This window comes from Sphingosinicella sp. SM1-17 (assembly GCF_056821765.1).
The window spans coordinates 2,606,143-2,618,490 of sequence record NZ_JBPDIO010000001.1 but is presented as its reverse complement, the minus strand read 5'-3'; the positions used below and the strand labels follow the sequence as shown (position 1 = coordinate 2,618,490).

Below are 12,348 nucleotides of genomic sequence, written 5' to 3'. Positions count from 1 at the left end.
GGTTGCGCTGCCCCTTCTGCTCCCATGAGAACAGCCAGGTGAAGGACAGCCGTCCGACCGAGGACGGCTCTTCGATCCGTCGCCGCCGCCAGTGTGAGGATTGCGGTGCGCGTTTCACCACCTTTGAACGCGTTCAGCTCCGGGATCTCACGGTCGTCAAATCCGAAAACCGGCGCGAGCCCTTCGACCGCGCGAAGCTCGAGCGTTCGATCGCCATCGCCTGCCGGAAGCGCCCGGTGCCCCAGGAACGGATCGAGCGGCTCGCATCCTCGATCCAGCGACAGGTCGAAACCAGCGGCGAAAGCGAGATCTCGTCCACCCGGATCGGCGAGATGGTGATGGACGGCCTGAAGGCGCTCGATCCGGTGGCCTATATTCGGTTCGCAAGCGTTTATAAGGATTTCCGCGAGGCCAAGGATTTCGAAGATTTTGCTGGCACGGTCACCGAGGCGGGAAGAGAGTGACTCCGCCGGCGATCGTCCTCGTGCGTCCTCAGCTTGGCGAGAATATCGGCAAGACGGCCCGGGCGATGCTCAATTTCGGGCTGGCGGACCTTCGACTGGTAAGCCCTCGCGACGGCTGGCCGAACCCCGCCGCCGGACCCGCCGCGTCCGGGGCGGATGTCGTTCTGGAGCGGGCGCGAGTCTTCGACAGTGTCGCCGAGGCGGTTGCCGACTGCCCCCATGTTTATGCGACCACCGTTCGCAAGCGCGGCCTCGTCATCCCGGTCGTGTCGCCGGAGGAAGCGGCCCGGGAAATCTGGACCGCCGACGGGCCGTCGGCGATCCTGTTCGGGGCGGAGCGATCCGGGCTTGAAACGGATGAGGTTGCGATTGCCGGAAGGATCGTCACCGTTCCGGTCAATCCCGACTTCCGCTCGCTCAACCTCGCTCAGGCAGTGATCCTGATCGCCTACGAATGGTCGAAGGGCAAGGAACTCGCCGTTCCGACGCTGGGGGACGAGGCCGAGCCACGAGCGCCGCACGAGCATCTGGAGGGCTTGGTCCAGCAACTCTACGAAGCCTTGGAGAAGGTGGACTATTTCCATCCCCCCGATCGGACGCCCGCGACCAAGAACACGATCCGAACCATCCTGACCAAGGCAGGCTGGTCGTCGCGCGAGGTTCAGGCGCTTCGCGGCATCGTCCGTGCCTTGTCGGAACCTCGGCGAGCCGGTTGACTTTTTCCCTGCCGGTCGCCATGTGCGCGCCTTCGCAATTGGCCCCGCACCCCTGGTGAAGCGGCGGCCGCGCCGGACATCTGTCGGTCCGGCGGTGCGGTTCCAGGGATTTCCGCCCGAACGGGCACAAGCAGATTGGAGTAGCAGAATGTCGAAGCGCTCAAGCGCCAAGTACAAGCTCGACCGCCGAATGGGCGAAAACGTCTTCGGCCGTCCCAAGAGCCCCGTCAACCGCCGCGAATATGGCCCCGGCCAGCATGGTCAGCGCCGCAAGGGCAAGCTGTCCGACTTCGGAATTCAGCTCCGCGCCAAGCAGAAGCTGAAGGGCTATTATGGCGATGTGACCGAGAAGCAGTTCAAGCGCACCTACACCGAGGCTGCGCGAATGAAAGGCGATACCGGTCAGAACCTGATCGGATTGCTCGAGCGCCGGCTCGACATGGTCGTTTACCGCGCCAAGTTCGCTCCGACGATCTGGGCCGCTCGCCAGCTCGTCAGCCACGGCCACGTTCGGGTAAACGGCGTCAAGTGCAACATTGCGTCGCGCCGGGTGAATATCGGCGACGTGATCGAGCTTGGACCGAAGGCGCAGGAAATGGCGCTGGTGATCGAAGCTCAGGGCCTCGCCGAGCGTGACATTCCCGACTACATCGTTCCGGACGGCACCACCAAGGTCACCTTCAACCGCGTTCCGACCCTGGACGAGGTGCCCTATCCGGTCCGGATGGAGCCGAACCTGGTCGTCGAGTTCTATTCGCGCTGATCCGGGCTCCGGGACAGTTCACGAGGGCGGCCGAACGGCCGCCCTTTTTCATTGGATGCCAAGCGCCCGGCGGAGGAAGGTGTCGCTCTGTCGAAGCATTTGGGCGCGCGCCTCCGAATCCTCCAGATAATGATCCAGCCCCGGGAAGACGACGAGCTCCACCGGACGACCGGAGTCCCTGAGCTGATCCGCCATCACCCGCGACTGCCGCACATTGACGTTGCGATCGAGATCGCCATGGAAAAGCAGCACCGGCGCCCTCAGGACCGAGGCGTTCTGCGCCGGCGAACCCTCGCGCACATGCGGGCCACTCCCGATGAAGTCACGCACCAGCCGGAAGTTCGTCCAGTTCCGCCATTCCTCCTTGAGAAGGTTGAGATCGGTCACCGGCGCCACCGCGACGACGGCCTTGAACAGGTTGGGATCGAGGACACCTGATTGAAGGGCAGCGTAGCCGCCATAGGACCAGCCGAAGATGGCAATCTTGGATGGATCGGCGATTCCTTCGCCGATTAGCCACCGACCGGCATCGTTCACATCGCCGATCGCCACTCGCCAGGATTGAAAGCCGTTTTCCTGGAACCAGTCGTCGCCATAGCCTGCCGAACCGCGGAAATTCGGCTGCAGCACAGCAAACCCGTGATGGGCGAAATATTGGGCAAGCCAATCGAATCCCCACTCGTCGCGAGCGCTCGGCCCGCCATGCGGCATGACGATCGCCGGCAGGCCACGCCCCGAACTCCCGGCCGGCAAGGTAAGATAGGCTGGAACCATGGTTCCGTCGGCCGCGCGATAGGTGACCGGGCGAACCTCGGCGAGGCGAACGCCTTCCAGCTGAGGACGGCTCAGCATGATCTCCGCGAGTTGGCGGCTGCCCGTGTCGTAGATATAGTAGCGACCAGGGTCCCTATCGCTTCCAGCCCAGATCAGCAGCTTCTGCTCATTCTCGGAAGCGTCGACAAAGCGGATCAGGGGCAGCCCCGGAAGCGCGCGGGAGAGTCGCTCAGCCAAGGTTTTCAGCTCGGGATCGAAAAAGATCGCTTGCCGCCTATCAGTGGCATAACTGGCTCCGACTACGCGTCCCGCCCGGCCGATGCGCACGACTCCATCAATGTCCACTTGGTCGTGCGATGCCACCAGCTCCCGGCGCCCCGATCCATCCAGCGCCACCCGGTAAAGCGCCATCCGACCGTTCAGTTTCTCGAGAGCATAAAGCGCGTCGAGCTGAGGGTCGACGGCAAGAGGGTCCAGCCCCTCGCGAGTCACGATATTGTACTGACCAAGTGGCTGCCACGCGTCAGAATCGGTACTGCGGAAGAAATAGTTGATGACTTCCCCCGCCTGCCCGGTCTCGCCACGCGGCCGCTGGACGCCCATGATGCGGACCTTGCCGCGACCGTCGGAAACGTAGCTCGCCGCCTGAAGATGGGGGCTCTCCACCCGGCGGCTGCTCCCGCTTCTCGTGTCGACCCGGACTACGCCAAGCCCGCGTTCGCGCCGCTCGAGATTGGTGCCAGCCCGTTGCTCGGGCACGAAATACTGGCCCATCAGGACGGCCCCCTCTTGCCCCGGGAGCCAGTCGACGACCGCTCCGCCCCAAAGCGAAGCATAGCGTTGATAGAAGCTGTCCGTCTGCCCGAGCTGACGAATGTTGGAGCCGTCGGCGTCGAGGGCGACGAGGCGAGAAACGGAGACGATCTCGCCGGGCGCGTCGGTCATCGCATAGACGGTGCAAACCAGCCGCTGATTTGAGACCCAGTTGCAGCCGCCGAGCCTTTGCCGACGGCCGTCCACCGCGGTCGTTTGACGGGACTCGCCGGAGGCAAGGTCAACCACATAAAGAGCGGAACCTTGTCCCTGCCTCGGAGCGACATAAGCGATGTGACTCCCGTCGGGCGAAAGTCTGATGCTTTCGATACTTTCCCTTGCGCCGAATGCGGCCGCAGGATCGGCAGGAGCGCTTTGCGCCTGGAGGAACAGGAGCACCAGCAGCGCTCCGGCAAGCCGTTGAATCATCAAGCTCCCCCCAAAGTCTTGGAGCAGCAGAATGCCAAGCCCCCGAGGATGGCGCAAGGTTGCGAAACGGCGTGCCCGATGGCAGGAGCCGCTCCGTCGGAGCGAAAGAAAGGGCATGATCGTGCGCAGTCTCCTCATCCTCGCCGCAGCCTTGGCGGCCAGCGCCTGTTCAACCACGCCCGTGGCGACTCCAAGCGCCGCGCCGCAAATATCCTTCCAAACACTACAGCGGGTGACCCAGGAGCTTTCGTCCGACGCCTTTCAGGGGCGCGCACCGGGAACCGAGGGCGAGACCAAAACGGTCGAGCTTCTTGCCCGCGAATTCGAGCGCGCCGGCCTGCAGCCCGGCAATAATGGCAGCTGGTACCAGGACGTGCCGCTGGTCGAGATCGCCACCCAGGGCAGTCCGCAGCTTCGCGTCACCGGCGGCAGTCAGCCGATCACCTTCGACTACCGCACCGATTTCGTTGGCGCTTCCTATCGCACCCAACCTCGGGTCGAGGTCAGCAACAGCGAAATCGTCTTTGTCGGCTACGGGATCAACGCGCCGGAGCGCGGGTGGAACGACTATGAGGGAGTCGATGTCCGCGGCAAGACGGTGATCATCCTCGTCAATGATCCCGACTGGGCCTCGCAGGCGCTCGAGGGGCCGTTCAACGGTCGAGCCATGACCTATTATGGCCGCTGGACCTACAAATATGAGGAAGCGGCCCGGCAAGGTGCGGCAGCAGCTTTCATCGTCCACGACACGGCTCCGGCTTCCTATGGCTGGAATGTGGTCGAGAACAGCTGGACCGGCCCTCAACTCTACATGCAGACGGCCAATGGCGGCGCCGACCAGACGGCCGTCAATGGCTGGCTGACCAACGAGGCGGCCCGGCGGCTCCTCGCCGCCGCGGGGCAGGACCTTGAATCGCTCACCCGGTCCGCCCAGCAACGCGGTTTTCGCGCCGTTCCGCTCGGCGGCCTGCGGGCTTCGATCAGCCTCGAAAATGCGATCCGAACCGCCGCGTCGCGCAACGTGATCGGCGTACTTCCCGGTACGTCGAGGCCGGACGAATATGTGCTCTACACGGCCCACTGGGACCATCTCGGCGTCTGCCGCGAAAGCGGCGAAGACCGCATCTGCAACGGCGCGATCGACAATGCCACGGGAACCGCTGCACTGGTCGCTCTGGCCGAGGCCCATGCCCGTGCCGGACGTACCGATCGAACGTTGGTGTTCCTCGCCGTCACGGCGGAGGAATCCGGGCTGCTCGGCTCCGCCTATTACGCGGCCAATCCGATCTACCCGCTGGCTCAGACAGCCGGCGGGATCAACATCGACAGTCTGACGATGCACGGCGATGCTCGCGACTTCTACGCCGTCGGCGCAGGCAAGTCGGAGCTCGATGCCTACCTTCAGCGGGCCGCAGCGGCCGAGAATTTGACGCTGACTCCGGAGCCCTCGCCGCAGGCGGGCTATTATTACCGATCGGATCATTTCAGCATGGCCAAGTTCGGCGTGCCGATGATCTATGCCAAGCTGGGACCCGATCTCGTCAATGGCGGGCGATCGGCCGGCGAGGCTTGGCAGAGCGCGTATCGCGCCAACCGTTATCACGGGCCTGAGGACGAATATGATCCCAACTGGGACTGGACGGGAGCGCTCCGCGAAATGCGGATGTTCTACCGGCTCGGCCGCGAGCTCGCCGAGACCGAAGCCTGGCCGAACTGGTACGAGGGCGACGAATTCCGCGCCATCCGCGATCGCTCGCGTTCCGGACGCTGAGGACCGTCATGCCGGCCCGCCAGCCGCCCGAATGGGCTCCGCATGAATTGGTCTGGATCGGCTTTCCGAGCCATCCGGAGCTCTGGCAGGAGGATTTGCAGTCTGCTCGCGAGGAGGTGGCGGCGTTCGCCGAAGCCGTTCATGCCGGCGGCAAGGGCGAGGAAGTCCGGCTCGTCGCAGCCGACGGCGAAGCGGCCGAGGCGGCTCGACGGATGGCGCCCTTCGCCACCGTCGTCGAGCAGAGCTTCGGCGATATCTGGATCCGCGATACCGGGCCGATCATCGTCAAGGATGCCGAGCGGGCTGCTGCCGCCTTTCGCTTCAACGGCTGGGGCGGCAAATACGACCTTCCCGGCGACGACAGCCTGGCGCCCCGGCTGGCCCGCACGATCGGACTGCAAGCGCGGCAATTCGATTGGGTCTTCGAAGGCGGAGCCCTTGACGTCGACGGCACCGGCCTCGCCGTCACCACCGAGCAGTGCCTGCTCAATCCGAACCGCAATCCCGGTCTGGACGCTTCGGAAGTCGAAGCCCGACTTCGAAACGCCCTTGGAATCGAACGGTTGCTCTGGCTGGGCCAAGGCCTGCTCAACGATCATACCGACGGGCATGTCGACAATCTCGCCCGGTTCGTCGGCGAAGGAAAGCTGGCGATACCCGTGCCGGAGAGCAGCCGGGACCCGAACCAGCAGGTCTATGCCGACGCACGATTCCGTGCCGAGAGGATGGGGCTGGAAGTCATCGCCCTCCCCTCGCCCGGTCGGATCGAACGCGACGGGGAGATCATCCCCGCTTCCTACATGAACTTCTACATCGGCAATGCCGCCGTGGTCGTGCCCCTTTATGGGGCCGCGAATGACGAGGCGGCCGTTGAGCTCATCGCTTCCCAGTTTCCGGGCCGCAAGGCGGTGGGACTGCGCGCCGACCACGTTCTGACCGGCGGTGGCAGCTTCCACTGCATCAGCCAGCAAGTGCCCAGATGATCCGGTTCGGGCCGGGCTTCTATCGCACCGGCGCGATCGCTTCCTTTCTTTCCGCGATAACCACCCTGCTGCTGATCTTTCTGCCGGACCTGTATGCGTCCGCGGAAACCTTCGAGGCGCGAATGGCGACCGTGGTCGAGCCAGCGTACAGGTTGCGGGCCTGGGTCTATCTGGTCCATCCGTTCCTGGCGTTTGCGGCCGCGCTTGCCGTGGCGGTACGGATGCGCGGTCGACCGGCTCTGGTCCTCGCAGGAGTGCTGGGCTTCGCCCTCTGGGCAGCCGTCGAAGCGGGCCAGCAGACGATGACGCTGTTCATGTTCGATCCCTGGCGACATGCCTGGCTTGCGGGGGATCCCACCGTCCGGACGAGCATGGACGTTCGCACTGCATTGTATGACGGTCTCTGGGAAGCCAGCTACTGGCTGCTCCTTCTCGGCTTCCTCGTCGGCTGCAGTTGCTACGCCGCTGCCTTCCTGCGGATCGAGGGTTTCACGCGGCTGGTCGGAGCCTTCTATCTCGCGGCCAGCCTGCTGACCCTCAGCATCTTCGTTTCCGCCTTCGGCGGCCCAGGCCTGCCGCCGCTGCTCGACCGTTGGCTCTACCCCGCCATCCAGCCGCTCGGTCGATTGCTGATCGGGCTCTGGCTCTGGAAAAACGCGGATGAAGCCGTACCTATCGGCCACACGTCACTCAAGGAACCTCGTCGTGCCCCAGCTTGAAGTTGCCGCTCTCCAGCTCGCCTTCACCGATGATCTTCACGAGAATATCGGGAACGTCTCGCAGCTCGTTCGCGAAGCAGCCGGACGCGGCGCGAAGGTGGTTCTGCCTCCCGAGCTGTTCGAAGGCCTCTATTTCTGCCGAACCGAGGATGAGGAACTGTTCGCCAACGCTCGTCCGGTGGATCAGCATCCTGCGGTCCTGGCGATGCAGAAGCTTGCGGCCGAGCTGGAGATCTTCATTCCGACCAGCTTCTTCGAAGCCGACGGGCCGCATCATTATAACAGCCTTGCGATGATCGACGACAAGGGCGCGATCATGGGCATTTACCGCAAGAGTCACATTCCGGACGGCCCGGGCTATGAGGAAAAATTCTATTTCCGGCCCGGCAACACCGGCTTCAAGGTCTGGAAGACTCCCGCCGCAACGCTCGGCGTCGGCGTCTGCTGGGACCAGTGGTATCCGGAAACCGCTCGATCGATGATGTTGATGGGGGCCGAGATCCTTTTCTATCCGACGGCGATCGGCAGCGAGCCTCACGATCCCGGGCTCGATACCAGCCGCCTGTGGCGCCGCGCCATGATCGGCCACGCGGTTTCCAATGTCGTCCCGGTCGTCGCCGCCAATCGCATCGGCAATGAATGCGGTCAGGACTTCTACGGCCACAGCTTCATCTGCGACGAGCGCGGCGACATTCTTGCCGAGTTCGGCCGAAACGAAACGGGCGTGATCAGCGCCAGCCTCGACCTCGACCGGGTGAAGCGACATCGTGCGGCTTTCGGTTTCTTCCGCGACCGGCGTCCCGAACTTTACGGCCGGCTGACCCAGGATATCTGAATCGACCGCTCCGGCTTCGATCGTTCGATGACGCGCTTCGCCAGAAGCCGGAAAGGTTAAGGACGCAGCTCGACGGCTCTGGTGAAGACGGCCTCGAACATCTCCCGGCTCAGTCGGCCGGTATTCTGATTGTAGCGCGAGCAGTGATAGCTATCGATCAGGATCCGGCCGTCGGGCAGCCGGTGCTCTGCGAGATGGCCGAACCGGTACTGGGCTGGCCGTCCTCCGGTTACTCGAACCGCCGATTCATGGCCGATCCGGCCAAGCGCCACCAGCACCCGAACATCGGGCAGGAGCGCCAGCGAAGCTTCCAGGTAGCGCCGGCAAGTCGTGATTTCCGCCGGCAACGGCTTGTTCGCCGGCGGCAGGCATTTGACGGAATTGAGGATGACACAGCCCGTCAGGCGAAGCCCGTCGTCGATCCTTTCCTGGTATACGCCTTCGGCGAGGCCGAACCTGCCCAGAGTCTGGTAAAGGAGCAGGCCCGCATAGTCGCCGGTGAAGGGCCGACCGGTGCGGTTCGCGCCGAACATCCCCGGCGCGAGACCGACAATGGCGAGCCACGCCTTGCGATCGCCGAAGGCGGGGACCGGAGCGTTCCACCAGTCCGGATATTGCGAACGAAGCTCGTGGCGAAACGCCACCAGCCGAGGGCAGAGCGGGCAGTCGCGCGGCGCTTCCGACTCCGGCAAGGGGCTTTCGGGCCAGTCGACGCCGAAGCTCAGCGCGTCAGCCTCTTGTAGCTCATCCGGTGAGGCCGGTCCGCTTCCGGCCCGAGCCGACGTCGCTTGTCTTCCTCATAGGCTTCGAAATTGCCTTCGAACCACTCGACATGGCTATCTCCTTCGAAGGCGAGGATGTGCGTGGCCAGCCGGTCGAGGAAGAATCGATCGTGGCTGATGATGACGGCGCAACCGGCGAAATTCTCGAGCGCCTCCTCCAGCGCGCGAAGAGTCTCCACGTCGAGGTCGTTGGTCGGCTCGTCGAGCAGAAGCACGTTTCCTCCTCGCCTCAACATCTTCGCCATATGCACTCGGTTGCGCTCACCGCCCGACAGCTGGCCGACCTTCTTCTGCTGGTCGGGGCCCTTGAAGTTGAACGCTCCGACATAGGCCCGGGTAGCGATTTCGTGCTTCCCGAACCGGAATATGTCGAGCCCGTCGGAAATCTCCTCCCAGACATTCTTGTTCGGGTCGAGATGATCGCGCGACTGGTCGACATAGCCGAGCTGGACCGTCGGGCCGATCTTGATCTCGCCCGAATCCGGCTGATCCTGCCCGGTGATGAGCCGGAACAAGGTGGTCTTTCCGGCGCCGTTCGGCCCGATCACTCCGACGATTCCGCCCGGGGGAAGGCTGAACGTCAGATCCTCGAACAGCAGCTTGTCGCCATAAGCCTTGGTCACCCCGTTGACGTCGATGACATTGCCGCCGAGCCGCTCCGGCACCTGGATGAGGATCTGCGCCTTGCCCGGGGTCCGGTTCTCCTGCGCTTCGACCAGTTCGTCGAACGCGCGGATACGCGCCTTCGACTTGGCCTGCCGAGCCTTGGGCGAGCGACGGATCCATTCGAGCTCGTCGGCGATGGCCTTCTGGCGTCCGGCTTCCTCCCGCTCCTCCTGCTCGAGGCGCTTCGCCTTCTTCTCGAGATAGGTGGAATAGTTCCCCTCGTAGATGAAGTAGCGCCCTCGATCCAATTCGAGGATCCAGTTGACGACATTGTCCAGGAAATAGCGGTCGTGAGTGACGAGGATCACGTTGCCCGGATAATCGACCAGGTGCTTTTCCAGCCACTGGACGCTCTCGGCGTCGAGATGGTTGGTCGGCTCGTCGAGCAGGAGGATGTTCGGCTTTTCGAGGAGCAATCGGGTAAGTGCCACCCGCCGCTTCTCGCCGCCGGACAGATTTTCGACCGAGCTGTCTCCCGGCGGACAGCGCAGCGCGTCCATCGCGATCTCGAGCTGGTTGTCCAGGGTCCAGCCATCGACGGCGTCGATCTTCTCCTGAAGCTCGCCCATCTCCGCCATCAGGGCATCGAAATCGGCATCTTCCGGCGGATCGGCCATCATTGCGCTGATCGCGTTGAAGCGGTCGAGCATGTCGGCGACGGGCCGAACGCCGTCCATGACGTTCTCCTTGACCGTCTTGGTCGGATCGAGCTGCGGCTCCTGCTCGAGATAGCCGACGGTGATTCCCTCGCCGGGCCAGGCTTCGCCGATGAACTCCTTGTCGCGCCCGGCCATGATCTTCATCAAAGTCGACTTGCCCGACCCGTTGGGGCCGACGATGCCGATCTTGGCGTCGAGATAGAATTGCAGATGGATGCCGTTGAGGATCGGCTTGTTGGCGCCGGGGAAGGTCTTCGTGAGACCTTTCATCACAAAGCTGTACTGTGCGGCCATGAGGCGCTCGCTCTCCAATGTCTGGGAAGTGCCGGAATTGGGCCGCTAGTTAGTCTGCCGGAACGCACTTGGCAAACCTCGTGTCCGCCGTGACGAGGGCAGCCGCCGTTGCACGGCCCGGCCACAGGCTCTAAGCCCCGACGCCATGAAGAAGATGCTGCTCCTTGCTCTCGCCGCCCCTTCCCTCGCTTTCGCCCAGCCAGTGGCCGATCGCGCCGAAGCGCTTCGCGATGCCGCCCTGCAAGAGGACCGGATTGCCTGGGAGATCGCCGAAGGACTGACCACCGAAGTCGGCCCACGCCTGGCCGGAACGGAGGGCGAAGCGCGGGCGCGGCAATGGGCGGCATCGAAGCTTCGCGAGCTGGGCTTCAGCAATGTGCGGATCGAGACCTATCAGATGCCGGTCTGGGTCCGAGGCGAGGAGCGAGCGGAGATTCTTTCTCCCTTCCCCCAGCCGCTGGCGGTGACGGCCCTGGGCAATAGCGGCGCAACACCGGCTCGCGGCATCGAGGCCGAAGTGATCGGCTTCCGGAATGTCGCCGAACTCGAAGCGGCGCCGGATTCCGCCGTCCGCGGCAAGATCGTCTTCATCACGCATGCGATGCAGCCGACCCAGGACGGCTCCGGCTATGGCCAGTTCGGCGCTCCCCGTCGGGTGGGTCCGTCGATCGCGTCGCGCAAGGGAGCGGCGGGAATCGTGATCCGGTCGATCGGCACCGATTATCACCGCAATCCCCATACGGGCGTCCAGATGTGGGCTGAGGGGGTTCGGCCGATCCCTGCCGCCGCTCTGTCCATCCCGGATGCCGAGCAGCTCCAGCGCATTCTGGATCGCGGCCGGCCGGTTCGGATGCGGCTCGCTTTGACTCCGCGCAACCTCGGCATGCGCGAGTCCGGCAACGTGATTGGCGAAGTGCCGGGAACGGACCCAGACGCCGGAATCGTGCTGATCGGCGGCCACCTCGACAGCTGGGATCTCGGCACCGGCGCTCTCGACAATGCCGCCGGAGTCGCGATCACAATGGCTGCGGCCAAGCGGATCATGGATGCCGGCCGGCCGCGGCGGACGATCCGGGTCGTGCTGTTCGGCGCCGAGGAAGTCGGGGGCGACGGAAGCCGCGCCTATTTCAATGCCCATCAGGGGGACAATGTCGCATTGGTGGCCGAATCGGACTTCGGTGCGGATCGGATCTGGCGCGTCAACTACAGCTTCGCTCCCGCCAACAATGCGATCGCCGATCGGCTGACGGCCTTGCTCGCGCCGCTCGGCATCGCCCGCGGCCGCGATGCTGCCAATGCCGGCGCCGACCTGGGCGTGTGGGCGCGCCGCGGTGTCGCCGCCATCGACCTCAATCAGGACGGCACCCGCTACTTCGACTATCATCACACGCCGGATGACACGCTCGACAAGATCGATCCCGAGCAGCTCCGTCAGAATGTCGCCGCATGGACAGCCATGCTGGCAACGGTCGCCGACGCGCCCGAGCGGATCGAGCGCTCGGCCCGATAATTGCCTGGCCTTGACCTTTGGGGTTGCGAGTCCGACAGTGAGGACCGCGCCCAGGGAAGGCTAAGATGAGGAATCTGCAGTGAAAGTCTGCTGCGTCCGGGTCCTTCTGGGTTCCGTCGCGCTAACTCTGCCCGGCCATCCGGGCCGTCCTCGCTCAACCTGGGTGAAGT

At 64.2% G+C, this 12,348-nt stretch carries 11 protein-coding genes; 8 read left to right on the top strand and 3 right to left on the bottom strand.

Annotated features, from left to right (window positions below; all coding sequences use genetic code 11):
- Positions 1–2: 2 nt before the first annotated feature.
- From nrdR to rpsD, 3 genes are all read left to right on the top strand, one after another.
- Complete coding sequence (gene nrdR / locus ACRYLT_RS13125) at positions 3–464, top strand: transcriptional regulator NrdR (protein ID WP_482664537.1); 462 nt, start codon at positions 3–5, stop codon at positions 462–464.
- Positions 461–1,180 carry an RNA methyltransferase gene (locus tag ACRYLT_RS13120; RefSeq protein WP_482664536.1) on the top strand — a complete coding sequence of 240 codons (720 nt, stop codon included), beginning with the start codon at positions 461–463 and terminating at the stop codon, positions 1,178–1,180. Before nrdR ends, ACRYLT_RS13120 begins: the two co-directional genes overlap by 4 nt.
- Positions 1,181–1,328: 148 nt before the next feature.
- Positions 1,329–1,943 carry a 30S ribosomal protein S4 gene (gene rpsD / locus ACRYLT_RS13115; protein WP_482664535.1) on the top strand — a complete coding sequence of 205 codons (615 nt, stop codon included), beginning with the start codon at positions 1,329–1,331 and terminating at the stop codon, positions 1,941–1,943.
- A gap of 48 nt (positions 1,944–1,991) precedes the next feature.
- On the opposite strand, the gene ACRYLT_RS13110 is transcribed toward rpsD, so the two are convergent.
- Positions 1,992–3,959 (bottom strand): S9 family peptidase, encoded by a 1,968-nt coding sequence (locus ACRYLT_RS13110; RefSeq protein ID WP_482664534.1) that lies wholly within the window; start codon positions 3,957–3,959, stop codon positions 1,992–1,994.
- A 115-nt stretch (positions 3,960–4,074) separates the two neighbouring features.
- On the opposite strand from ACRYLT_RS13110, the gene ACRYLT_RS13105 reads away from it, so the two are divergent.
- The 4 genes from ACRYLT_RS13105 to aguB are packed head-to-tail and all read left to right on the top strand — an operon-like array spanning position 4,075 to position 8,267.
- A complete protein-coding gene (locus ACRYLT_RS13105; protein ID WP_482664533.1) occupies positions 4,075–5,730 on the top strand; it encodes a M28 family metallopeptidase in 1,656 nt (551 codons plus the stop codon).
- Between the two features lie 8 nt (positions 5,731–5,738).
- Entirely contained in the window at positions 5,739–6,713 is a 975-nt protein-coding gene (locus ACRYLT_RS13100; RefSeq protein ID WP_482664532.1) for an agmatine deiminase family protein, read from the top strand.
- Positions 6,710–7,432 carry a hypothetical protein gene (locus tag ACRYLT_RS13095; protein WP_482664531.1) on the top strand — a complete coding sequence of 241 codons (723 nt, stop codon included), beginning with the start codon at positions 6,710–6,712 and terminating at the stop codon, positions 7,430–7,432. Before ACRYLT_RS13100 ends, ACRYLT_RS13095 begins: the two co-directional genes overlap by 4 nt.
- Positions 7,419–8,267, top strand: coding sequence for an N-carbamoylputrescine amidase (gene aguB, locus ACRYLT_RS13090; protein WP_482664530.1), 849 nt, complete (start codon positions 7,419–7,421; stop codon positions 8,265–8,267). The genes ACRYLT_RS13095 and aguB overlap by 14 nt, the downstream gene beginning before the upstream one ends.
- 56 nt (positions 8,268–8,323) lie before the next feature.
- Here aguB and ACRYLT_RS13085 read toward each other — a convergent pair whose 3' ends face one another.
- Positions 8,324–8,959, bottom strand: a complete 636-nt coding sequence (locus ACRYLT_RS13085; protein ID WP_482664529.1) for a uracil-DNA glycosylase — start codon at positions 8,957–8,959, stop codon at positions 8,324–8,326.
- A 29-nt stretch (positions 8,960–8,988) separates the two neighbouring features.
- Complete coding sequence (gene ettA / locus ACRYLT_RS13080) at positions 8,989–10,668, bottom strand: energy-dependent translational throttle protein EttA (protein ID WP_482664528.1); 1,680 nt, start codon at positions 10,666–10,668, stop codon at positions 8,989–8,991.
- 145 nt (positions 10,669–10,813) lie between these two features.
- Here ettA and ACRYLT_RS13075 point away from each other — a divergent pair, with 145 nt between their 5' ends.
- Positions 10,814–12,178, top strand: a complete 1,365-nt coding sequence (locus ACRYLT_RS13075; RefSeq protein ID WP_482664527.1) for a M20/M25/M40 family metallo-hydrolase — start codon at positions 10,814–10,816, stop codon at positions 12,176–12,178.
- The last annotated feature ends 170 nt before the right edge of the window (positions 12,179–12,348 follow it).